Genomic DNA, 23,062 nt, shown 5'->3' with positions numbered 1-23,062 from the left:
GGACGCGTTAGGAGACCGGGGCCTTTCGGGATCCGACCCCGGCCCGTCCTGCCACCCGGCCCATCCGCTGCTTTGCGGTATTGGTTCCGACTCCGACCGGGACATGTGCCGTGGCCTTCGCCAGCCCGAACTCCGGCATCCCGTTGTAGACAACCTCGATCCCTGCGGCAGGCACCTGGTAGGTCTCGTGCCAGACGCCGACGTCCCCGGCCCCGGAGAGTTGCTTCATAAATCGGCGCCACGGTTCCAGATGCGGAGATTCACGGTCCGCGGCGAACTTCCGCAGGTGCTCCGGGCTCTCCCAATAGCTGAGCAGCATGGTGGTGCGCCCAAACCACTGCTCATATCCCAGCATGCCCGCCGCCGGGTCCGATGCGAGATGCCGAAGCATGCGGGGCATGGCGGCAGCCACCTTGCCGACAGTCCCCACCTTCCACCACCGGTTTGCCCGCATCCCGATCAGGAAGACCGTCACGGATTCACGTTCCGGGTCGGCGGTGTAGCGGCCCGGAAATACCTTCTGCGCCATGGGAACTCCTAGGGTTCTTTGTTTCATAACCTTGTTTTATAACATCGTTACGAAACAAGGTTATGAAACAATGGACCCCATGGCAAGACCTGTGGTGCATACCGATTCCCTGAGGCAGGAGCTGCTGGCCGTCACCGCCGACCTGGTGGACCGCGACGGTCCGGCGCGGGTGACGCTGCGGGATGTTGCAGCGGCTGCCCGCACGTCCACTACCGCCGTCTATTCGCTGTTCGGCGGCAAATCCCAGCTCCTGACCGCCGTGGTGGACGACGGATTCCGGTCATTCCATGAGTCACAGGTGGCCGCGGCCGAGGGCGGACTCCAGGGACTGGGCGTGGCCTACCGGACCTGGGCCCTGGAGCACCAGGCCCTTTACCGGCTGATGTTCGGCGGCGCCCTGGCCGCCTACGTCGATTGCCAGCCCACCCCCGACGTCGCCGCCGACGCCATGGTGCCCCTCATCGGAGCGGTCGCTGCCGCCCAGTCCGCTGGAACGTTACGGCTGGCACCCGTGGATATGGTCGCCGTCGCAATCTGGGGCCAGGTCCATGGCCTGGTCAGCCTGGAACTGGCGCAGGTGGGGCCGCCGGACGCTGATTGGGGCGCCGCATACAGCGCAGCCCTCGACGCCGTGGCCCGCGGCTGGGCCGCCTGACACCCCGGCGCTCCTCGGACGGCCCCTGCGGACCTTCCGAGGCGCCAATCCGCCCCCGACGCGCAAAATACCTGACGCGGGCGGTATTCCGCCGCGCCAGGTAATCTGCGGGTCGATCTGTATTTTGCGCGTCGATGACCGCCAGCCGGCCTGAGGCTCCCCTACGCGTAGACCTTGTCGAGGAAGCCGCCCCAGGCCTTCGCGGTTGCGCCCGAGTCACCACTGCCGCTGAAGTCGTGCACGGTCATGCCTACGGGAGCGCCGAACGCGTTACGGCCGAAGAACCGGTACATCGCGTCCGCGGTCCGCAGCCCCAGGAAGTGCTCATTGGCGAAGTCCACTTCACCGGAGAGCCGCCCCACGCCGTCGAGCTCCAGCTCAACAGCGGCGCCCGGCTCCGCAGAGTCCACGCCCAGCGCCTTCTTCAGGCGCTCAAAGCCGTCCGGGGTCTGCGATGCCACGGGAGACTGGATGTCCGTAAACACCACCGGCTTGCCGTCGAAATACTGCAGGTATTGGCCCAGAGTGTGGAGGTAGAACTCGGTGTGCTTGCTTGCGCCGTCGTACTGCTCGTCCCAGTTGTCGGCGAAGATCCCGCTGTGGACGTAGTGCAGCCGGGCGCGGCCGCCGTCGAGCGGTTCCAGGACATGCTCCAGCTGGTTGAACCAGCCGTCCGGCCCATCCATCCGGGACACGAGGTGGGTGGGGTACTCCTGCACGGTCTTGACGTCCGGCCACTGGTCCGTGGGAAACATCCACGCCGGAGTGCCGCTGGTCACGGCTTCCCAGACGCGCTCCGGAGTGCCCGGCAATTCCGTGTCGACGACGATCTCGAATTCACGCTTGTCAGTCATTGTGCTGCTCCTTCACTGAGAGGGGTTTGATGGGGGTCTTGAGTACGGGGTGGAGGGCGACGACGAGCCGGTGCTTCCGCCCGCCGCCCGCCGGGGTGCCGCCCGGGCCGGGTGTGCCGCCGCCGTCGTGATACTTGTCCACCAGGCGGGTCACGGCGACGCCGAGCTCCTCGGCAAACGCGGCCCGGTCAGCTGCGCTGCGGAAGGTGATTTCGCCGTCGATCGCGAACGTTGCCAGCTTCTGCCTTGCGGCGGCGGCCCCGGCGATGAGCTTGCCCACCTCCTGGACCATCCGGCCTGCGAGCGCCAGCAGCCAGAACGCCGAGAAGCGGTCCGAGAACCGGTGCGGATCCGGGGCCACCGACGCGAGCGCAACGGGGGAAATCAGGTATGAGGCCGCCGTCGCCTGGAGCACGCGTTCGGTGACGTTCCCCTTGCGCCGCTCCTCCACGAGCTCCACCAGCCCGTGCCGCTCGAGGGCCTTGAGATGGTAGTTGACCTTCTGCCGTGGCAGCCCCACCTTGGCGGCAAGCTGCGTGGCGGACCCCGGTTCGGCGAGTTCCCGGAGGATGCGCGTCCGGATCGGGTCCAGCGACGCCTCCGCCGCGGCGGGGTCCTCGATCACTTCGATGTCTAACATGGTTCCATCATGTCAACCGACAACTTTTATTGTCAAGAACTTTTTTTCCGTCGGTTAGGCAGCCATTTGCGGGGCCTGGTCTGCGTGCCTCAACCGTACCGAAGCACGCAGAGCAGGCCCCGCAAGTAGAATGGACCGGTGATGCAATCCCCCCTCCCCGTGCGCGACGGCGTCAATGCCACCCGCCTGCGCCTCCCGGATGAGGGACCCTGGGACACCGCGATGGACTACATGATGCACCGCTGGGGCCACATTGATCCGCAGGGCATCGAGGACAGGTTCGACGCCGGCGAGATCGTGGGCGAGGGCGGTGTCGCCCTGGACCGGGCCACCCGGCTCGAAGACCACACCTTCATCTGGTACTACCGCTCCCTACCGCCGGAGACCCGCATCCCGGTGGAAATCAGCATCCTGCACCAGGACGAGCACCTCCTGGTGGTGGACAAGCCGCACTTCCTGCCCACCACCCCGGGCGGGACGTACATCCAGGAATCGGCCTTGGTCCGGCTCCGTAACCAGCTGGAGCTGCCGGACCTGATCCCCATGCACCGGCTGGACCGGATGACCGCGGGCGTACTGCTGCTGTCCACCAATCCCGAAACCCGAGGCAGGTACCAGGTGCTCTTCGAGAAGCGCCAGGTGCAGAAGGAATACGAGTGCGTCTCGGCCGCTGAGCCAGCCCCCGGGTACCCTGCCGTCGATTTCCCGGTGGTGGTGCGCAACCGGATGACCAAGTCCCGGAGCTACCTGCTGGCCGAAGTGATCGACGGCGAGCCCAACGCGGAGACCCGGATCGAACGGCTGGAAACGTTCGACGGCGGCCCTCGCGCAGGTGCCCCTGTCACCCGTCCGCCGCACCGGCTTGCGCGCTACCGCCTTGAGCCGCACTCCGGGAAAACGCACCAGCTCCGGGTTCATATGGCCTCGCTGGGCCTGGGCATCGTGAACGACGCGTTTTACCCCGACCTGCTCGACAAGGCGCCGGACGACTACACCAAACCCCTGCAGCTGCTGGCGCGCGGCATCAGGTTCGTAGACCCGATCTCGGGAAAGCCCGTGGAGTACCGCAGCCGGCTGGAACTTAGCGAGGCTGTTCAAAAAGGGCCCTGAACGCCTGCTCCATCTCGGGGCTGAACAGCACAAACTCCACCAGCTCGAGCGCACTGGCCGGATGTGAGGCGCTAAACCCGCTGACGGCGTCGTACGCTGCCCCGGCGACGTCGCGACCATGCCAGCCGTAGACACCACCGCCCACCGCCGGGAAAGCAATGGAAGCGGCCCCCACCGAATCCGCCACCCGCAGGCTTTCGCTGAAGCAGGACACCAGCAGCGCCCGGTTGGTCTGCCCTGCGTGGCGGTTCGGCCCTACCGTGTGGACGACCCAGCGCGCCGGGAGCCGGAACCCGGGGGTGGCGACGGCGGCCCCCACCGGGAGCCCGTGCGGCAGTTCCCTGGACCGGAGTTCGCGGCAGGCAGCCAGCAGCTCGGGCCCGGCAGCCCGGTGGATCGCCCCGTCCACACCGCCGCCGCCCAGCAGCATGGAGTTCGCCGCGTTCACGATTGCGTCCACGGAGCGGGTGGTGATGTCGCCCTCGAGAACCTGGATCCGCATGCCGCCAGTGTCCCACCGGAAACCTCTGGATGACAGGCCGGGGCAGGAATATCCTGTGGGTATTCGCGCCAGGGTGAGGAGACCCATGGACACGCTCATCGAGATCCCCGGGGACCGGACGGCCGCCAAGTTCGCCTACGCCGCCGCGGGCCTCGGCGTCGTGGGCGTGGCCACTCTGGGTGCCATGTACGCCATCGAAGTCCCCCAGGATGGCCCCTATATCTTCGGCACCATCAACGACGCCACCGGAGGCGTCTTCAACCTGGTGATCATCCCCGTGGTAGTCCAGGTCCACCGGCGCCTTCGCCGGACGCCCGGCTCCGAGGCGGCCAAATGGCTGGTCATTGTTGCTTCGGGCGCCGGGGCTGCGAGCTCATTTCTGCTTGTCTTCAAGAAACTCGAGTTCGCCCCATCCACCGGCATCAGCGTCGGGGCCATGGTGGTCCAGGCCGCCTGGTTCCTGCTGGCCAACCGGGCGCTGTACAAGGCGGGCGGCTACCCCCGGGACCTGGCAAAACTGGGCCAGTTCATCGGCGGGGCGCTGGTGGCTGCCCTCCCGGTGGCTGGGGTGGCCGTCGTCGGGCGGGCGCCGAAATGGTTCCGCTGGGGCATCGGGGGCGCCGGAATAGCAGTGGGCGCCACTGCCTGGGTCGCCTGGCCTTACTGGTACTTCCTGGCCGCCCGGCACCTCAGCCACCGTCACTAACGAGGGGGCGCACACCGTCCCGCCGGCTGAAAAGTGCGGTACTTTGTGGCCATGGACTTTGGCAACGCGGACAGCTGGGGGGCGGCGATCTACTTCTGGATCATCCCCGTGGTCCTCGGCGATGCCATCTTCCCGCCCATCCCGTCCGAGATGGTGGTGATTACCGGCGGAGCCCTCTCCGCCGACGGCCGGGCCAACGTCTTCCTGGTGGGTGCCCTGTCCGCCCTGGCTTCCTGGCTCGGCGACATGGTGGTGTTCCAGCTCTTCAAACGCCGCCTCAGCCATGTCCTGGACCGGTGGCGTTGGGGCCGCAAATTCCACGCAGGAATCCACGCGGCTATTGCCAAGGCGGGCCGCTCCACCACCTACGGCGCCATCATCGGCGTCCGGTTCATTCCGGGCGGAAGGCTGGCGACGTCGGCAGCCGCGGGCATCGCCGATGTTTCGGTCCGCGGCTTCAGCCTCTGCGCGGGCCTCGGCGCCATCCTCTGGGCATGCTGGCTGGTGGGGCTCGGCTACTTCACCGGCTCCGCCACCCGCCTGCCGTTCTGGGCCAGCTCCCTGATCGGCGTGGTGCTCGGCCTGCTGATCGGCATCGTCGTCGGAATCATTGTGACCCGGCGGCGCGGCACCCGCTCCCCCGTGGACGAGCCCGCGCCCGGCGACTGAAGTCCCGGCGACTGAGGTTAGACCGGCGCCCAGCGGCCGCGGTTCCGGCGGAGGACCATCAGCGAGCCGGTCAGCGCAACGCGTTCGACGGCGTCGCGCATCATCGCTGCCGACTCCCGCGCCTGCTGGTTCTCACCGTTGTACTCGGTGGCCTCCACCAGGAAGCGGAGGTTCAGCTGCGGGACACCGCCGGCCAGTTCCAGCTGGTTGGACTCCACATGGTGGCGGGTCTCCAGCGCCTCGACGGCGGCCGCCATCACCGCTTCGGGCGGGTTGCCAGGCTTCAGTCCGGTGATTTTCAGGCGGGTCTGGAATGAAGGCATGCCGTCAACCCTATCCCGGCCGCCTCCCCGTCCCCCACGTCCCAAAAACGCTCTCTCACTTTCTGCAGAAAAAGCACGAACGCTCTTGCACCAGGTGCAAGAGCGTTCATGAAAAACCGACAGAAAGTGAGAGAGCGTCGTGGTTAGCCGGTGTTACGGAGGCCCGCCGCGACTCCGTTGACGGTGATCAGCATGGCCCGCTGGAGGCGTTCGTCGATCTCGGCCCCGCTGATGGTTTCGCCCTCGGCACCCTGGCCGGCCCGCACGCGGCGGAGGAGCTCCACCTGCAGGTAGCTGATGGGGTCCAGGTACTGGTCGCGGATCTCGAGGGACCGCTTGAGCGTGGGCTGGGCGTCCAGAAGCACGTTTTCGCCGGTCAGGTTCTGGATCTCGGAGACCGTGAGGTCGTACTCCTCGCGGATGGCACGGAAGAGGTGGTGCAGTTCCTCGGGGACCAGGGTGGCCACATAGTACCCGGCGATATCCAGGTCGGTCTTGGCCAGCGTCATTTCCACGTTCGAGAGGACCGAGCGGAAGAAGTGCCAGTTCTCCATCATCTCCACCAGCTGGGCGGAGTTTCCGGCTTCCCGGGCAGCCTTCAGGCCGGAGCCCACACCGAACCAGCCCGGCACGATCTGCCGCGACTGGGTCCAGCCGAACACCCACGGGATGGCGCGCAGGCCGCCGAGTCCGGCGCCGGAATCCGGGCGCTTGGACGGGCGGGAGCCGATGTTGAGGGAGCCCAGCTGCTCCACCGGGGTGGAGGCCATGAAATAGGCGGGCAGATCCGGGTCGTCGATCAGTTTCCGGTACCGGTCAAAAGCGGCGTCGGAGATGGTCTCCATAACGTGCCCGTACCGTTCGCGCTGGTCATCGGACGTGCGGGGGTCGCGGTGCAGGGCCGAGCCTTGCAGAACGGCCGCCAGGGACAGCTCGAGGTTTTCGCGGGCCAGTTCCGGCAGCGAGTACTTGTCTGAGATGACCTCACCCTGTTCGGTGAACTTGATCTCGCCCTCGAGCACGCCGTTGGGCTGGGCCATGATGGCGTCATAGGTGGGTCCGCCGCCGCGGCCCACGGAACCGCCGCGGCCGTGGAACAGGCGCACCCGGACCCCGTGCTTGGCGGCGACGTCGCGGAGTTTCCGCTGCGTCTTGTGGATCTCCCACTGGCTGGTCATCACACCGGATTCCTTGTTGGAGTCCGAGTAGCCGAGCATGATTTCCTGAACGTCTCCGCGCAGCCGCACCAGTTCGCGGTAGGACGGGTCGGACAGCAGCTGGTCCACGATCTCGGCCGAGGCCCGGAGTTCCTCAACTGTTTCCAGGAGCGGGGCGAACCCGATCTTGGCGTGCGGGTTCTCACCGAACAGGTTCACCAGGCCGGCCTCGCGGGCCAGGACGGCGGCGGCCAGGACATCGTCCGCGCCGCGGGTCATGGAAATGATGTAGGTCTCGATGACGTCGGGGCCGTAGATGCGCAGGGCCCGGCGAATCTCGCGGAAGACGTCGTAGGTGCCGTCGGCCACGCCGTCGAGCTTGATCGGGTGGCCGGACAGCGGGCGGCGTGAGGCCAGCTCCGACCCCAGCACCTCAAAGCGCTCCTCCCGGCTCAGTTCCGCGTAGCGCAGGCCCGGGCCGCCGAGCCGGTCCATCAGCTGGCCGACGGCGTCGTGGTGGTGGTCGGCGTGTTCACGGATGTCCAGGGTGGCCAGGTGCAGGCCGAAGGACGCCACGGCGCGGCGGACGCGGGCCAGGGCGCCGTCGGCAGCGAGCGACGCCGAGTGGTTCCGGAGCGAGAGTTCCAGCAGTTCGAGGTCGGCGAGGAGCTCGTCCGTGGCGCTGTAGTCCCGGCCGTGCTCGTGCACGGCGCCGGAGGCCACGCGCTTGCCCGTGTTGATCAGCTTGGCCTTGATGCAGGTCAGCTTGAGCCGGTAGGGCTCCTGGGCGTTGAGCTCGAGCACGCGGCGGTCCAGGCCCGGGAGTTTCTTCAGGTCGACGTCGATGGAGTCCAGCAGCTCCTTGTCCGCGCCGGCGAGCGCGGTGGAGTTGGAGAGGATGGAGATCAGTTCATCGATCATGCCGATGCTGATCCGCACCGCGTGCTGGTTCTGGATCTGCAGGATTTCGCGGGTGACGGCCGCCGTGACGTTGGGGTTGCCGTCCCGGTCTCCACCGATCCAGGAACCGAAGCGGATGGGCGCGTTCTGGTGGGCGAGGGTGACGCCGTGTTCGCCGAGCAGTTCCGAGAGCTCGGTGAGCATCTCGGGCATGGCGTCGGTGAGGATGCTGCCGAGGTAGTAGATCGCGTTGCGGGCCTCGTCCACGGGGGTGGGCCGGACTTGGCGGAGTTCGTCCGTCTGCCACATCTGGTCAATGATTTCGGCCAGCTGGCGGTCCTGCCGGCGCCGGGCCGTGGTGCCCTCCTGGGAGGGCTGGGCCAGCACGTCGGAAAGCTTGCGGATCTTATCCAGCACGGAGCGGCGCGACGCCTCGGTGGGGTGGGCGGTGAAGATGGGGCGGACGTCCAGCCCGTTCACCACTTCCTGCAGCACGGCGGGCCCGGCCTGGCCGGCGATGTCGGATACGGCCTTCGCGAGCCAGCCGTCCTTCTCCGCCCGGGTCCGGAGGCCGCGAACGCGGTGGACCTGCTCGGCCGCGTTGGCGAGGTGGAAGTAGAAGGCAAACGCCCGCACGAGGTCGGTTGCCTGCTCGATCGGCAGGGAGCCCAGCAGTTCGCGGACCTGGGCGACGACGTCGTGCGCGCTCCACGGTCCGGTGGCATCCGCGCCGCCGCGGGCGGCTTCCTTGGACTCCTTGGTGAGGAGGCGCACCTGCTCCACCAGGTCCAGGAGCTCGGGCCCGTGCTGGCGCACCAGGGATTCGCCCAGCAGCGTGGAGACGCGCCGGACGTCTGCCCGCAGCTCGGCAGCGAGGTCAGTTTCGGAATTTATTGCAGTGTCAGCCATGGAAACTATCTTTCGAGGGTTCGGACTTGGCTCGTACACTGCGCTGGATACCTGTGAGCCACGTTACTAGCTAAAGATGCTACCCGCACGGGGCCGCCTCCGGGGAATCCGTCTCAGATAGTGTCGCTGCCGTTCCGGGTGTTTCAGCGCACGATCTTGAAGTTGAAATCAAAGGTCCCCAGGGCTCCGGAAAGGCGCAACCACACCGGCAGCATCATTTCGGCGCCGCGGGCGGACGTGATGTCGCCAAGGTCGATGATGTCCCGGTGCCCCAGCTCCTGCAGGAGGCCGCTGACCACCGCTTTGGCTTCTGCGTCGTCGCCTGACACAAAGACGGAATGGTCTCCGGCGTCCAGCCGTCCGGGATCGACCATCAGGCCTGCGTTCATCGTGTTAAGGGTCTTGACCACACGGGCATCCGGGAAGGAGCGCTGGATCCTTTCGCCGAGGCTGTCGGTGTTGACCGGGTTCAACACCGGCGGCCTGCCCTGGGAGAAATCGAGCGCGTTGGATACGTCCATCAGCACTTTGCGGGAGAGGTTGGCAGACCCGGCCAGGCCCAAGGCATTCAGTGCACCGGCCCCGTTGGTGGCGTTGACCACCAGCTCGCTGGCAGCGGCCGCGTCGGCCAACGTTTCCAGCGGAATCTCCTGGTTGGCGGCGTGCCATTCGCTGAACGGCGGGGCGCCCATCGCATCCGGGCGGGACCGCGCGAACGTTGTCTGGGGATCCCGCGTGCCCATGACCACGCTGTGCCCCAGCCCGGCCAGCGCCCCCGCCAGGGCCCGGCCAACGGTGCCTGTCCCCAGGACCGCTATCTTCATGGTTCCTCCGTTCCATCGCACGGTGCAAAGCCGCTTCCGGTTCCGACGCTACTCCCCCTGCGCCGCAAGGCAAGCTGGCCCGGTCAGTGATGGAATGAACCGTGGGCCGCCGGGGTTGTAGCCGGGGCCACGACGTCCAGGAGGAACCATGAACACCGCACCCGACGCCCAACTGGAACGCTGGCAGCGTTTCCGCGCCAACCGCAACAGGGCACTCGCGGCACCGCACGGCTGGCTGACCCTCACCTCGTTCCAGTGGCTCGAAACCCGGCCCGCCGGCGTCGAACTTGTCCCTGGCCTCTGGTCAACGGACGGTACGACGGCGGCACTCACCGCCTCTGCGGAGGACGGGCTCACGCTCGTGGACACCGGGGAGCCTGTAGACGGCACAGTGACGGCGGCACTGCTGGACGAGGAATCGCTGATGTGGGTGCAGTTCGGCGGTGCCGGCGGCAGCCAGGTGGTGGTGGAACTTGCCATGCGGGCCGGGAAGTATGCCATCCGCACCAGGGACGCCGGTTCCCCGGTTTTTATGGAGTTCGGCGGCGTACCCGCCTTCGATTACCGGCCGGACCTGGTGGTTGAGGCCAGCTTCCGGCCCTATCCCGAGCCGGTGGACGTTCCCATCAGCACAGCAAACCCGCTGGTGGACGGCGTGCACCGGTCTGTGGGGGAACTGGTGTTCCGACTGCCTGGCAAGGACCACGAGTTCCACCTGCAGGCGGAGGAGGAGAAGCTCGGCGCCCTCACCGTCACGTTCCACGACGAGACCAACGGCGACTCGACGGACGACTGGCGGAAGGTTTCCACGGCCCGACCCAGGCCGGATGGCTCGGTGGTCCTGGACTTCAACCGCGCCATCAACTACCCGAGCGCCTTTACGCCGTACGGGACGTGCCCCATGCCGGTGAAGAACAACAGCCTGGACTACCGGATCGAAGCCGGCGAGAAGGACCCGATGCTCACCGACTGAGCGCGAACTTGCAGCTAATACCCGCAAAATCGCGTTTTGAGGGTATTAGCTGCAAGTTCGCGCCGGGCCCGGGGGTCAGACGATGGCGGAGACCCCGGTGATGGCCCGGCCCACAATGAGGGTGTTGATTTCGAACGAGCCCTCATAGGTGTAGATGGCCTCCGCGTCCGCAAAAATCTTCGCCATCCGGTAGTCGGTGACGATGCCGTTTCCGCCCAGGATGGACCTGCCCATCGCCACGGTCTCGCGCATCCGGGCGCTGCAGTACGACTTCGCGAGCGCTACCTGGGCCATGTCCGCGCCGCCGACCTCCTGGAGCTGGGCGAGCCGGGACATCATGCCCATGCTGGCCACGGCGTTGCCCAGCATGGTGACCAGCTGCTGCTGGATGAGCTGGAACTTCGCCAGCGGCCGGCCGAACTGCTGGCGTTCGACGGCGTACTGCCGGGCAACGTCGAAGGCCGCCAGCTGCTGCCCCACGGCCTGCCAGGCCACCATGATCCGCGAGCCTTTCAGGAGCTGGTTGGTGTGCTCGAAACTCGAGATGCCGGCAAAGCGGTCAGCCTCGGCGACGCGGACGTCCTCGAAGACAATGTCTGCGTTTTGGACGGTCCGCAGGGCGATTTTGTGTTCGATCCGGCTCCGGCTGACTCCGGGCAGTGCGGCATCCACAATGAAACCCCGCACAGCGCCGTCCGCCTCGTCGCGGGCCCACACCAGCAGGTAGTCGCAGAACGTCCCGTTGCCGATCCAGCGCTTGGCGCCGTTGAGCACCCAGGTGTCGCCGTCGCCGTCGGGCTGTCCGGTGGCCCGCGAAACGCGGCGCGCCCGGGTCTCCATGCCGCCGGCGACGTCCGACCCGTGGCCGGGCTCGGTGAGCGCGAACGCACCCGTGGTGCGAAGGCTCGACGCTTCCGCGAGCAGCCGGTCCTTCTGCTGCTGCGAACCGAAGGCGTAGAGGGACTCGACAAAGAGGTCGTGGTGAACCAGGAAAAACGTGGCGATTGACGTGTCCACGCGGGTCATCTCGGCGATAACCAGCCCCGCGAACAGGTGGCTGTAGCCGCGCTGGGCCGGTGTGCTCAGTTCAAGCGCAGCGAGCTTGGGGAGGATATGGGCCGGGAACTCGGCGTTGTTCCACCAGTCGGTCGCGTAGGGGGCGATTTCCGTGGCCAGGAACTCCCGGAGCTCCGCCAGCTTGCTGCGTTCGGCAGGGCTGAGGAGCGATTCGAAGTCGAAAAAGTCTGCCGTGGGAAGGGACTCAGGCGAGGGCAGCTGCGCGGCCGCGGGAGCGAGGCTCATTTCGGCCCCATCCTGATGGCGCCGTCCAGCCGGATGGTTTCACCGTTGAGCATCGCATTTTCCACGATGTGGGCCACAAGGTTGGCGTATTCGGCCGGCTTGCCGAGCCTGGAGGGATGCGGGACCTGCCGGCCCAGCGAATCCTGGGCATCCTGCGGCAGCCCGGCCATCATGGGCGTCTCAAAAATGCCCGGGGCGATGGTCACCACCCGCACCAGGGAGCGCGCCAGTTCCCGGGCGATGGGCAGGGTCATGGCGGCGACGGCGCCCTTGGAGGCTGCATAGGCGGGCTGGCCGATCTGCCCGTCGAAGGCGGCGACTGACGCCGTGTTGATGATGACGCCGCGTTCCGGGCCGCCGAGGTCAGTGCTGGCGGGTTTCGTGGCGGCCATGGCTTCGGCGGCCAGCCGCAGCACGTTGAACGTGCCGACGAGGTTCACCTGGACCACCCGGCTGAACGCATCCAGCGGAAGGACTCCGTCACGCCCCAGCACCTTGCCGGGCGTGGCTATGCCGGCGCAGTTCACCACGATACGCAGCGGCCCCAGGGCAACGGCGGTGTCGACGGCGGCCTGGACGTCTGATTCGCTGGTGACGTCCGCGGGGGCAAAGACGGCGGTCCTGCCCTCGCCGTCCCCGGAACCGCCGGCCCCGTTCAGTTCGGCGGCAAAGGCCGCGCCCGCGGAGGACGGCAGGTCGATCAGCACCACTGAGGCGCCGGCGTCGAACAGGCGCCGGGCCGTGGCCGCGCCCAGCCCGGACGCCCCGCCCGTGATCAGCGCGACAGCACCGTTGATGTCCATCCATCCTCCTTGATGCGAGCCGGGCATATCTGTCCGGACCGGGAACATTAGTTAGTGAATGTTAACTGAAATTGTGACGCGGCGCACTATTCATCCGCCTTCCCGGGCGGATCCGCGGCCCGGATAGGCTGGAGCGCATGATGCCGCAGGATGCCGAACTTCCGCCCGCCGACGGGCCGGTCGACCGCGCCGCCCGGGCAACGGAGGCCGCGCGCTCAGTCACCAAGATCTTCGGGCAGCGGCTGTTTTTCCTGCCCGGCACCCACATCGCGGCCGTCCAGCGGCCCTCAAAGCGGGTAGAAAACCTCTTCCGCCCGTGGCACTACTGGTGGCAGGCCCACTACGTTGACTGCCTGGTGGACACCGGCCGCCGCGAACTGGGCAACGGCGCCACGCCCGCTGCCCGCTTCGACGGACCGGACCGCCCCAGCGCAGGAGCGCTGGCTTCGCAGCTGGTGACAGGCATCCGGCTGCGGAACCTCCTCACGTTCGTCAACAACTACTACGACGACATGGCCTGGCTGGCCCTGTCCACGCTCCGGCTGGAGAAACTGGCCGAGGAGACGCGCAGGCCCGGCCGGCGGCGCAACGCCCGTATCCGCAGGACCCTCACCCTGCAGTTTGATTCCGCTTCCACGGACGACCTTGGCGGCGGCACTTTCTGGAGCAAAAAGCGGGACTTCAAGAACACTCCTGCCACCGCGCCCGTGGCCCTGTACTACGCCCGCACCGGGAACCCGGCCAAGGCCCAGGCCCTGCTGGACTGGCTGGATGCCAGGCTCTTCGACCCGAACCAGGGCCTCTACCTGGACGGTGTGCGGATCAGCAGCAACGGGGAGGTCATAGTGGAGAGCGCCGTGTACACGTACAACCAGGGACCGGTCCTCGGCGCCCTGCTGGAGCTCGGCGGCGAGGCAAACCTGGCCCGCGCGGCCACGGTGGTGAAGGCGGTGGAACAGCACCTGACCCGCCCACGCCCGGACACACCCGGAACGCAGGTGCTCCGCTGCGACGGAACGGGCGACGGCGGACTCTTCACCGGGATCCTGGCCCGCTACCTGGCAATCGCCTCGGCCGACGCCCGCCTCCCAGCGGCCGTCCGGGCCACCGCAGCCCGGCTGGTCATCGACACCGCGGACGCCTTCTGGGACGGCCGCCGCCCCATCACTGACGCCGAACCGCTGGCACGGTACGCGGGGAAACTGCTCTTTTCCTCCCTGCCAGAAATACCAGGGGCCGACACGTATCCGCCGGGTGCCGCCGTCGAACTTTCCACCCAGCTGCAGGCATGGATGATGCTGGAGGCGGCCGCGACAGTCCACCAGCAGCCACCGGGTAATTAAGTCATGCAACAGTTCCGTAATTGATGTGATCCTGCTCACTTAAGCCCTTATGGGCTTGGACGCTTAGGTTTGGCTAACCTACAGTTTCTCGAGTGGGCACTCCCCCCGATCCCGGCCCATGCGGACCCCTCGGTCCAGCAGACTTTTCCCCAGAAAGCAGCCCTCAATGAAGATCCGCAACAGCGCGCTGGCCGGCATCGCACTCGCCGCCACCGCAGCCCTCGGACTGACCGCCTGCGGCGGCAGCACCACCCCGGCAGCCACCGGCTCCTCCTCGGCCGCCGCTGGCGCCGGCGAGATTACGGTCTACAACGCGCAGCACGAAAGCCTGACCAAGGAATGGATCGACGCCTTCACGGCTGAGACCGGCATCAAGGTCACCATGCGCCAGGGGTCGGACACCGAGCTGTCCAACCAGATCGTCCAGGAAGGCGCAGCCTCACCTGCCGACGTTTTCCTCACCGAGAACTCGCCCGCGATGGCCCAGGTGGAAAACGCCGGCCTCTTTGCCGACGTCGACAAGGCAACCGTTGAGCAGGTTCCGGCCGAGTTCCGCCCGAGCACCAACAAGTGGACAGGCATCGCCGCCCGCTCCACCGTCCTGGTCTATGACAAAGCCAAGCTGACCGAAGACAAGCTGCCCAAGTCCATGCTGGACCTGGCCAACCCGGAGTGGAAGGGCAAGTGGGCCGCTTCACCGTCCGGCGCCGACTTCCAGGCGATCGTCTCCGCGCTGCTGGAACTCAAGGGCGAAGCGGCCACTGAAGAATGGCTCAAGGGCATGAAGGAAAACTTCAAGGCCTACAAGGGCAACAGCACCGCCATGAAGGCAGTCAACGCCGGCGAAGTCGACGCCGCGCTGATCTACCACTATTACTACTACGGCGACCAGGCGAAGACCGGCGAAAACTCCAAGAACGTCACGCCGTACTACTTCAAGAACCAGGATCCGGGCGCGTTTGTGTCCGTCTCCGGCGGCGGCGTCCTGAAGACGTCCAAGAACGCTGCGGCTGCCCAGTCGTTCCTGAAGTTCATCACCGGCAAGAAGGGCCAGGAAGTCCTGCAGAAGGGCACGTCGTTCGAGTACGCCATCGCCTCCGACGTGCCGGCCAACGAGAAGCTGGTTCCGCTCGCCGAGCTGCAGGCTCCCACCGTGGATCCCGCCAAGCTGAACTCCGAAAAGGTCACCGAGCTGATGACCAAGGCAGGACTCCTGTAATTCTGTGACATCTGATCTATCGGCTCCTCCTTCAAGGAAGGGCACGACGGCGGCGGGCCGGGGCAACAGCCCCCGCCCGCCTTTCGGCGTTTCCGCGGTGTCCATCCTCGCCGTGCTGATCGCGCTGTTTTCGCTCGTTCCACTGGGGTACGTCGTCTACATGACGTCGGCAACCGGGTGGGACACCGCCGTCGGACTGATCTTCCGGCCCCGGGTGGGCGAACTGCTGCTCAACACGGTGCTGCTGACGCTGGTGACGGTACCGCTCTGCCTCGTCCTGGGTGTGGGCGGTGCCTGGCTGGTGGAACGCACCAAACTGCGCGGGCACAAGATCTGGGCCGTGCTGCTGGCCGCGCCCCTGGCCATCCCGGCGTTTGTGAACAGCTACGCCTGGGTGTCCGCCGTTCCGTCCCTGGAGGGGCTGGGCTCCGGCGTGCTGATCGCCACCCTGTCCTACTTCCCGCTCGTCTACATCCCCGCCGCAGCCACGCTCAGCCGGCTGGACCCGGCCATCGAACAGTCCGCGGCCGCACTGGGGCTCGGTGCCTGGCGGGTGTTCTTCCGGGTGGTCCTCCCCCAGCTCAGGATCGCCATGACCGGCGGCGCGCTGCTGGTGTCCCTCCATCTCCTGGCCGAATACGGCGCCTTCGCCATGATCCGCTTTGACACCTTCACCACCGCGATCATGGTCCAGTACCAGTCCACCTTCAACGGCACGGCGGGGAACATGCTCGCCAGCGTCCTGGTGTTTTTCTGCCTGGTCCTGCTGGTCATTGAAGTGCGGAGCCGCGGCACGGCCCGCTACGCCCGGATCGGCTCCGGAGCCCAGGCCCGGGCCCTGCGCCTGCCGCTGCACGCGTACCAGGTTCCGGCGCAGCTGTCCCTGTTTGCCCTGACGTCCCTGGCCTTTGGGCTGCCGGTGTTCTTTGTCCTGCGCTGGATCACCGCCGGAGGGGCCGCGATCTGGGCTGCCGACGAATTCCTGCCGGCCCTCCTGACCACCCTCGGGTACGGCCTGGCCGGAGCGTTGGCCACCACCGCCGTCGCGTTCCCCATGGCCTACCTGGCCGTGCGGCATCCCGGGTGGTTCAGCAAGGCCCTGGAGCTCTCCAACTACGTCACCAGTTCCCTCCCGGGGATCGTGGTGGGGCTGGCGTTCGTCACCGTCAGCATCCGGGTGGTCCCTGGCATCTACCAGACCAGCGGGGTCCTGGTGGCCGCCTACGTCCTGCTGTTCCTGCCGCGGGCGCTGGTGAACCTGCGCGCCGGCCTGGCCCAGGCCCCCAAGGAACTCGACGAAGCTGCGCAGGCCCTGGGCAAACCGCCGCTCCTGTCGTTCGTCAGGGTGACGCTGCGGCTCACGGCACCGGCCGCGGCGGGCGGCGCGGCCCTGGTGTTCCTGGCCATCGCCAACGAGCTGACCGCCACGCTGCTGCTCTCCCCCAACGGCACGCGGACACTCGCCACCGAATTCTGGAGCAAGAGCAGCGAGATCGACTACGCGGGCGCGGCACCCTACGCCCTGCTGATGATCCTGCTCTCCGCCCCCATGACCTACCTCCTCTTCCAGCAGTCCAAGAAAGTGGCCGGACAGTGACCGAACAATCCCCTTCCCGGCTCCCGGAACCGCGGATCGCGGCGTCGGTGGCGCCCACCACCAACAGCCACCTGCAGATCACGGACGTCACCAAGAATTTCGCCTCCCAGGCCGTCCTCAAAGGCGTGAACCTGTCCGTCGCCAAAGGCGGAACCACCGCGATTGTGGGTCCCTCCGGGTCCGGCAAAACCACCCTGCTGCGGCTCATCGCCGGCTTTGAGCACCCCGCGACGGGCAGCATCTCGCTGAACGGCACCAAGGTGGCGGGCGACGGCGTCTGGCTGCCTGCGCATAAACGCCAGGTGGGGTACGTGGCCCAGGACGGCGCCCTCTTCCCCCACCTGACGGTGGGCCAGAACGTTGCGTTCGGCCTGGACGCAGGAAAGCTCGACGGCGGGCGCCGCGCGGTGGCGGGCCGGATCAGCGAACTACTTGAGATGGTCTCCCTGGATCCGGCCATGGCCAAGCGGCGGCCGCACCAGCTCTCCGGCGGCCAGCAGCAGCGGGTTGCCCTGGCCCGCGCCCTGGCCCGCGAACCTGAGCTGATGCTGCTCGACGAACCGTTCTCCGCCCTGGACGCCGGCCTGCGTGTGGCCACCCGGCGGGCGGTGGCCAAGGTACTCAACCAGGCTGGCGTCACCACCATCCTGGTGACCCACGACCAGGCCGAAGCACTCTCCTTCGCAGACCAGGTCGCCGTGATGCGCGGCGGCAAGCTGGCCCAGATCGGCAACCCTTTTGTGGTGTACACGCGCCCGGCGGACCGTGCCACCGCAGAATTCCTGGGCGACGCCGTCATCCTGGATGCCTGGCTGGAAGGCTCCCTGGCCACGTGTTCACTGGGCGGCATCCCCGTCCGCAGGCCGCCCGCCCAGGGCCGCGTCCAGCTGATGCTGCGGCCCGAGCAGATCCGTATCGCCGAGGACGGCCCCATCCGCGGCGTGGTGGTGGACACCGACTACTTCGGCCCCGAGACCACTGTCCGCCTCAAGCTGGCTGTTCCTCCCGAACTGGCCTCCGGAGCAGACCACCGCTACCCCGGGGGCGGCGAGGTCATCACCATCCGCCACTGGAACGCGTCCATTGCGCGGCCGGGCATGGAGCTCTGCCTGCGCGTGGTGGGCGAGGCCGTGGCCTTCCCGCTGGACGACTGAGAGCCGACCGGGCGGCCGAGTTCCGCTCTGCAGCCTGGGTTCCGCCCGGCGACTGGCCCGGAGGGGTCCGCAAAGCGGGAGTCCGCCGGGCGTAAGGTGGGGCGCATGAGTGTTCAGCCCGGCCTCCACCGCCAGCACTGCACCGTCGCCGCACCCACGCAGCTCTGGCTGGACGCCAACGGCCGGCTGGCCCAGGACGGCGGCTTCAGCGGCCTCCTCCACGGGGACACCCGCATGCTGTGCCAGGCCACCGTGACCGTCAACGGCTTCAGCCCGGAGGAAGTCACGGTGGAGTCCGCTCCCGGCGGCGTCCTCCGCGTCCGGGGACTCATCCGCGGCATCGAAGGACACACGGCCGATCCCGCCGTCGAAGTCCTGCAGACCTGGACCGTCACGCCGGGCGTGGTCCGTCATTCGCTGAAGGTGGGCACCTCGCTGGACTCGCTGGACCTGGAACTGGCCGTGGACCTGGCCGCCGATTTCACCGACATGGCAGCGATCCGCCTCAGCCGGTTCGCGAAGCCACAGCGCCCGGAGCCGGCCGACGACCACTCCCTGCGCTGGCACAACGACGGCCGCACCCTCGCCATTTCCGCGCCGGGGAGGAACGGCGGAGCGTCCGCCTCGGCGGCCGGTGCTGTGGACGGTGCTGTGGACGGGCCTTCCGGCGGCGCGCGCGGTGACGTCACGCGCCTCCTGTGGCACGGCACCGCCGGCCGGGGACGGCCTTTCGACGCCGAGTGGCAGGCCGTACTGGACGAGACGGAGAGCGCTGTGGTGGCCGCGGCGCCGTCGTCCCTCGCCGTTCCCGCCATGGCCCTCCCGGCGGGACCGCTGCGCACGCTGCTGAAGAACTCGCTCGACGAACTGGACGGCCTGCGGATGGCAACGCGGCGGCTGCCCGATGCGCCTTTCATGGCGGCCGGCGCACCCTGGTATTTCACGTTGTTCGGCCGCGATTCCCTGTGGGCGGCTCGGTTCCTGCTGCCCCTGGACACTGGCCTCGCCACGGGGACGCTGCGTACCCTCGCGGAGTTCCAGGGCTCGGCCACCGTGCCTGATTCCGCGGAGGAGCCCGGCAAGATCCTGCATGAGCTGCGGGCCAAGGAACTCGTCCTCGAAAGCGAAGGCCTGCGCCTGCCTCCGGTCTACTACGGTGCCGTTGACTCGACCTCGCTCTGGCTGTGCCTCCTGGGCGAGCTGTGGCGCACGGGAAAGGCGGACGACTCCGTCCGCGCCCTGCTGCCCGCCGCGCAGCGGGCTGCGCAATGCCTGCTGGCCTCCGCCGGGCCAGCGGACGGCGACGGCTTCCTCAGATACCAGGACGTCAGCGGCCATGGCCTGAGCAACCAGGGCTGGAAGGACTCCGGCGACGCCATGCAGTTCCGGGACGGACGGCTGGCGGAGGGCCCCATCGCCCTCGCCGAAGTCCAGGGGTACGCCCACCAGGCGGCCACGGCAACGGCCGAACTGCTGGACGCCGTGGGCGAACCGGGCGCCGGTGAGTTGCGGGACTTTGCCGCAGCCCTGTCCCGGCGGTTCCGTGAACGCTTTTGGGTGGAGGACGCCCAGGGCCCCTACCCGGCGATGGCCCTGGACGGCCGGGGCACGCCCCTGGACATCCCCGGCTCCAACATGGGCCATCTGCTGGGTACCGGCATCCTCGGCCCCACCGAAGCCCGCCACGTGGCCGCACGGCTGCTCAGCCCGGAGCTGTTTTCCGGGTTTGGCCTGCATACGCTATCGCACCGGGCGGCCGGTTTCTGGCCTTTCAGCTACCACTGCGGTTCCGTCTGGAGCCACGACACTGCCATTGCCGTCCGCGGCCTGCTGGCCGAAGGCTTCACGTCCGAAGCCAAAGCCCTCGCAGAAGGCCTGCTGGCCGCCTCGGCTGCTTTCGGGTACCGCCTGCCGGAACTGTTTGCCGGCGTCACCGCTGCCGAATCAAGCCTGGCTGTGCCGTACCCGGCGTCCTGCCACCCGCAGGCATGGTCCTCGGCGTCGGCCGTGGTGCTGGCGCAGGCGCTGGGCGGGCTGCGCTGAATTGAAAGGCGCTACCTGGCCGTCATCGGGTGGCAGTTACCTGGTGGCGGCCAGCGGCGTGACCCTCGCTCCGGTCAGTGAGACAGAACCGCCCACGCTGGCCAGCCTGGCGGCGGCCGGGCCCTCCTGCGGGAACACGAGCGAGGTCAGCGTCTGCTGCCCGCCATTGACGAAAACCTCCACGGAGGACCGGTCAATGTAAATGGTCAGCTTCACTTTTCCGTCGACGGCGGGACTCGCCACCGAGCGGGCCTGGCGGTACGCGTCGTCCACCTTTTCCTGCGCCTTCCCGGCGGCGGCAGCCTCGGCGCGTGCCGACCGTTTGGCGCCCTCGCCCGTGGACGCCGCATCCCCGTCCCGGACCACAAACGCGGTTCCGTTCCGGAAGTCGTAGCCCACGGTGGCGTACGTCCCTTCGCCGTTTTGCAGCTGGAGCCGCGCCTCGGCGTCGGCTCCGCTGTTCTGAAGTTCGATGTCGAGCTTGAAGGCCCCGGACTCCGGAACCGGAAGCCGTGCGCTGGCGCCGTCGTCGAGTTCCTGCGCGGGCACCTGCTCGGGCGGTCCTTCCAGAGACCCGAGGGCCGGCGTCGGGACCGAAACCAGGGTGGGCCGGCCGCCGTCGGACTGCAGCCGGATGTCCCGCACCACCGAATCGGCGCCGTACCAGCCCTCGGTGGGCAGCTGGCGGGCGTAGGCCCAGTTGTTCATCCAGCCGATGGCATGACGTGAGGCTTTGCGCTGCCCGTCCGTCAGCCGCGGATCGTCCCAGGTCACGGCCGCGTAGAAGTCCGCGCCGGCGTCGAGCCACTGATGCTGTTCATCCGCCGCGGCAAAGGCCTTGCCGTCCCAGAATCCGGTCCAGTAGGCCGTTCCCGTGGTCCGGCCTTCCGCGGCACCGTTGGCGCCGGCGGCCAGCACCCAGGTCCGTTTGGCGGGATCGCCGTCGACGTCCAGCTGGAAGAAGTCCGGGCATTCGAGGATGCCCAGCCCGTCCCGTTCAAAGCTGGAGGCGTACGTCCAGGCCTTGAGGTCGGTGGACGTGTAGAAACCGATTTTGTGGCCCTCCGCGAGCAGCATGACCCACTGGTTGTGTTCCTCGTCGCGGAGGATGCGGGGATCACGCCAGTGCTCCTCCCCCGGGTTGTCCATGACCGGGTTCTGTTCGTAGCTGGTGAACGTGTGGCCCTGGTCCGTGGAGAAGAAGAGCGACTGGCGCTGGACACCGGCATCCTGCTGGGTGAGGACGGCGATCACGGCGCCCTTGCCGAAGCCTGCGGTCCCTTCGGTGTCGACGACGGCGGTGCCGGTTTCGATGTCGCCCAGGCCGTTCCGGAACTTCCCGATGGCCACGCCCTCATCCTTCCAATGGACGAGGTCTGTGCTGGTGGCGTGGAACCACTCTGTGCCGTTTCCCTCGGGGTAGTCGGCGTTGTAGAGGTAGTAGTAATGCCAGGCGCCGTCGAGGAAAAACGGCCGCTGCGGATCATTCATCCAGCGCTTCTCGGGGGTCAGGTGGTAGGCCGGCCGGTAACCGGGGTCTTCAGCGGGCGCGGCCAGCCGCCCGGCATCCGGCCCCGACCATTCCCGCGGCACGCCCAGGTCCGCCAGCAGTGAGTCGCGGGCTTCGGCGCTGATGCAGTCCGGCAGCCGGATCTTCGCGGGGTCCTGTTCGACGGCGTCGCGTGCGTCGCTGCTGCGAAGGAAGACCTGCCCGTCCACCCGGACCCCGGCCAGCCAGGCGGTGCCGCACTCGATGACGCGGACGTCGTCGGCGCCCTCGGCGCGGAGCGTCCCGGCCTGCTGTTCGAGGGTCCGGTCGTTGCCCTTCAGCCACAGGGACGCGTAGGTGCCGTGGTTCCCGCGCGCGGTGTCCTGGGCTGCCGAGACCCCGTCGAGGACGCCGTCGGCAGTGGCCGCGGATCCGGTCCTGGTGTTGGAGACCACCAGGACGGAAACCACCAGGGCGAGGGCAGCCACGGCGGCAGCGAGCACCCACGGAAGCGGTCGGCGCAGGCTGATGCGGGGGCTGATTTTGGGGAACATGCGGACCATGTTGAGCCAATCGGTCGGTAAACGCACAAGTGCCGTCCCCCATGTCGGGAGACGGCACCAGCGCTACGGAACCATCAATTCTACAGGGTCCTGCGGGGCCGCGCTAAAACGGCAGCGGGATCCGAACCACCAGCCTGCTGCAGTCACGGAGTGGTTGCGGGGCGCTTTTTCTGCGGATACGGTGTTTCGCCGCGGGCCAGCATGTCCACAAAACCGGCGATCCGCTTGCTCCGGGTTTCCGGCCGTTTGGCCGAATTTGTCCGGTAGATCAGGGCGAAACGGTTCACCGAGGTGAGGACGTCGAACATGGCCTGGGCCGCTGGAACGGCGGCGATGGCAGCGGCCAGGTCCGCCGGCATTTCAGCTGTGGCCGGCCCGGCATAGGCGGCATCCCAGCGGCCGTCCGCCTTGGCACTGTCGACGGCGGCACGGCCGGCGTCGGTCATCCTCCCGGCGTCCTCCAACCGCGCTATCCGTTCGACGTTCCGTTCGGACCAGGGGCTTTTGGGACCGCGGCGGGTCATGCGCTGGAAGGAGCTTTCGGCGTCGCGCTTCCTGGCCTGGCCGTCGATCCAGCCGAAGCAGAGCGCCTCCAGGAGGGCCGCCTCGTAGTCCAGCTCGGTGACGCCGCCGCCTTTTTTATGCAGCACCAGCCACACGCCCGGGCTGTCGGCGTGGTTCGCTTCCAGCCAGGTCCGCCACGCGGCAGCGTCCGGCACCAGCAGTTCCTCCAGTTCAATGGCCATGCACCCATTCTGCCCCCGGTGCCACCCGAAGCAAGTCATGGCATGATGGCCG

General features: G+C 67.8%; 21 protein-coding genes. 10 read left to right on the top strand and 11 right to left on the bottom strand.

Annotated features, from left to right (window positions below):
* Window positions 1-7: 7 nt before the first annotated feature.
* A complete protein-coding gene (locus ABV518_RS12095) occupies window positions 8-529 on the bottom strand; it encodes a DUF4188 domain-containing protein (protein WP_367767325.1) in 522 nt (173 codons plus the stop codon).
* Between the two features lie 79 nt (window positions 530-608).
* Between ABV518_RS12095 and ABV518_RS12090 the strand changes: the two genes are divergently transcribed.
* Window positions 609-1,184, top strand: a complete 576-nt coding sequence (locus ABV518_RS12090; protein WP_367767324.1) for a TetR-like C-terminal domain-containing protein — start codon at window positions 609-611, stop codon at window positions 1,182-1,184.
* A 161-nt stretch (window positions 1,185-1,345) separates the two neighbouring features.
* On the opposite strand, the gene ABV518_RS12085 is transcribed toward ABV518_RS12090, so the two are convergent.
* Together ABV518_RS12085 and ABV518_RS12080 are read right to left on the bottom strand one after the other, a co-directional pair.
* Window positions 1,346-2,038, bottom strand: coding sequence for an SRPBCC domain-containing protein (locus ABV518_RS12085; RefSeq protein WP_367767323.1), 693 nt, complete (start codon window positions 2,036-2,038; stop codon window positions 1,346-1,348).
* The gene (locus ABV518_RS12080; protein WP_367767322.1) at window positions 2,031-2,678 is read right to left on the bottom strand and encodes a helix-turn-helix domain-containing protein; all 648 of its coding nucleotides are present in this window, start codon (window positions 2,676-2,678) and stop codon (window positions 2,031-2,033) included. Before ABV518_RS12080 ends, ABV518_RS12085 begins: the two co-directional genes overlap by 8 nt.
* 141 nt (window positions 2,679-2,819) lie before the next feature.
* On the opposite strand from ABV518_RS12080, the gene ABV518_RS12075 reads away from it, so the two are divergent.
* Complete coding sequence (locus ABV518_RS12075) at window positions 2,820-3,788, top strand: RluA family pseudouridine synthase (protein ID WP_367767420.1); 969 nt, start codon at window positions 2,820-2,822, stop codon at window positions 3,786-3,788.
* Here the strand turns inward: ABV518_RS12075 and ABV518_RS12070 are convergent.
* On the bottom strand, window positions 3,760-4,290 hold the full coding sequence (locus ABV518_RS12070; RefSeq protein ID WP_367767321.1) for an O-acetyl-ADP-ribose deacetylase: 531 nt from the start codon (window positions 4,288-4,290) through the stop codon (window positions 3,760-3,762). The two genes, ABV518_RS12075 and ABV518_RS12070, sit on opposite strands and share 29 nt — an antisense overlap.
* An 85-nt stretch (window positions 4,291-4,375) precedes the next feature.
* Between ABV518_RS12070 and ABV518_RS12065 the strand changes: the two genes are divergently transcribed.
* Together ABV518_RS12065 and ABV518_RS12060 are read left to right on the top strand one after the other, a co-directional pair.
* Window positions 4,376-4,996, top strand: coding sequence for a hypothetical protein (locus ABV518_RS12065; protein ID WP_367767320.1), 621 nt, complete (start codon window positions 4,376-4,378; stop codon window positions 4,994-4,996).
* Window positions 4,997-5,047: 51 nt separating this feature from the next.
* The gene (locus ABV518_RS12060; RefSeq protein WP_367767319.1) at window positions 5,048-5,665 is read left to right on the top strand and encodes a DedA family protein; all 618 of its coding nucleotides are present in this window, start codon (window positions 5,048-5,050) and stop codon (window positions 5,663-5,665) included.
* Between the two features lie 17 nt (window positions 5,666-5,682).
* Here ABV518_RS12060 and ABV518_RS12055 read toward each other — a convergent pair whose 3' ends face one another.
* The 3 genes from ABV518_RS12055 to ABV518_RS12045 form a co-directional block, all read right to left on the bottom strand.
* Window positions 5,683-5,988 carry a hypothetical protein gene (locus ABV518_RS12055; RefSeq protein WP_367767318.1) on the bottom strand — a complete coding sequence of 102 codons (306 nt, stop codon included), beginning with the start codon at window positions 5,986-5,988 and terminating at the stop codon, window positions 5,683-5,685.
* Window positions 5,989-6,131: 143 nt separating this feature from the next.
* The gene (ppc, locus tag ABV518_RS12050; RefSeq protein WP_367767317.1) at window positions 6,132-8,954 is read right to left on the bottom strand and encodes a phosphoenolpyruvate carboxylase; all 2,823 of its coding nucleotides are present in this window, start codon (window positions 8,952-8,954) and stop codon (window positions 6,132-6,134) included.
* A 143-nt stretch (window positions 8,955-9,097) separates the two neighbouring features.
* Window positions 9,098-9,778 carry an NADPH-dependent F420 reductase gene (locus ABV518_RS12045; RefSeq protein WP_367767316.1) on the bottom strand — a complete coding sequence of 227 codons (681 nt, stop codon included), beginning with the start codon at window positions 9,776-9,778 and terminating at the stop codon, window positions 9,098-9,100.
* Window positions 9,779-9,926: 148 nt separating this feature from the next.
* Between ABV518_RS12045 and ABV518_RS12040 the strand changes: the two genes are divergently transcribed.
* Window positions 9,927-10,751, top strand: a complete 825-nt coding sequence (locus tag ABV518_RS12040) for a DUF1684 domain-containing protein (protein WP_367767315.1) — start codon at window positions 9,927-9,929, stop codon at window positions 10,749-10,751.
* Between the two features lie 75 nt (window positions 10,752-10,826).
* Here the strand turns inward: ABV518_RS12040 and ABV518_RS12035 are convergent, their stop codons facing one another.
* Entirely contained in the window at window positions 10,827-12,053 is a 1,227-nt protein-coding gene (locus ABV518_RS12035) for an acyl-CoA dehydrogenase family protein (RefSeq protein WP_367767314.1), read from the bottom strand.
* Entirely contained in the window at window positions 12,050-12,856 is an 807-nt protein-coding gene (locus ABV518_RS12030; protein WP_367767313.1) for a 3-hydroxyacyl-CoA dehydrogenase, read from the bottom strand. The genes ABV518_RS12035 and ABV518_RS12030 overlap by 4 nt, the downstream gene beginning before the upstream one ends.
* Before the next feature lie 137 nt (window positions 12,857-12,993).
* On the opposite strand from ABV518_RS12030, the gene ABV518_RS12025 reads away from it, so the two are divergent.
* The 5 genes from ABV518_RS12025 (at window position 12,994) to ABV518_RS12005 (ending at window position 20,212) form a co-directional block, all read left to right on the top strand.
* On the top strand, window positions 12,994-14,199 hold the full coding sequence (locus ABV518_RS12025; RefSeq protein WP_367767312.1) for a glycoside hydrolase family 76 protein: 1,206 nt from the start codon (window positions 12,994-12,996) through the stop codon (window positions 14,197-14,199).
* Between the two features lie 166 nt (window positions 14,200-14,365).
* Complete coding sequence (locus ABV518_RS12020) at window positions 14,366-15,418, top strand: iron ABC transporter substrate-binding protein (protein WP_367767311.1); 1,053 nt, start codon at window positions 14,366-14,368, stop codon at window positions 15,416-15,418.
* Window positions 15,419-15,422: 4 nt separating this feature from the next.
* Window positions 15,423-17,015, top strand: a complete 1,593-nt coding sequence (locus ABV518_RS12015) for an ABC transporter permease (RefSeq protein WP_367767310.1) — start codon at window positions 15,423-15,425, stop codon at window positions 17,013-17,015.
* On the top strand, window positions 17,012-18,169 hold the full coding sequence (locus tag ABV518_RS12010) for an ABC transporter ATP-binding protein (protein ID WP_367767309.1): 1,158 nt from the start codon (window positions 17,012-17,014) through the stop codon (window positions 18,167-18,169). The genes ABV518_RS12015 and ABV518_RS12010 overlap by 4 nt, the downstream gene beginning before the upstream one ends.
* A 105-nt stretch (window positions 18,170-18,274) precedes the next feature.
* Window positions 18,275-20,212 (top strand): glycogen debranching N-terminal domain-containing protein, encoded by a 1,938-nt coding sequence (locus tag ABV518_RS12005; protein ID WP_367767308.1) that lies wholly within the window; start codon window positions 18,275-18,277, stop codon window positions 20,210-20,212.
* A gap of 36 nt (window positions 20,213-20,248) precedes the next feature.
* Here ABV518_RS12005 and ABV518_RS12000 read toward each other — a convergent pair whose 3' ends face one another.
* On the bottom strand, window positions 20,249-22,255 hold the full coding sequence (locus ABV518_RS12000) for a glycoside hydrolase family 32 protein (RefSeq protein WP_367767307.1): 2,007 nt from the start codon (window positions 22,253-22,255) through the stop codon (window positions 20,249-20,251).
* Window positions 22,256-22,407: 152 nt separating this feature from the next.
* Complete coding sequence (locus ABV518_RS11995) at window positions 22,408-23,010, bottom strand: YdeI family protein (RefSeq protein WP_367767306.1); 603 nt, start codon at window positions 23,008-23,010, stop codon at window positions 22,408-22,410.
* Between the last annotated feature and the right edge of the window lie 52 nt (window positions 23,011-23,062).

This window comes from Arthrobacter sp. HS15c, assembly GCF_040812005.1.
Taxonomy (GTDB): domain Bacteria; phylum Actinomycetota; class Actinomycetes; order Actinomycetales; family Micrococcaceae; genus Arthrobacter.
The sequence above is the reverse complement of the archived record's forward strand: the minus strand, read 5'-3'. Positions and strand labels throughout refer to the sequence as shown.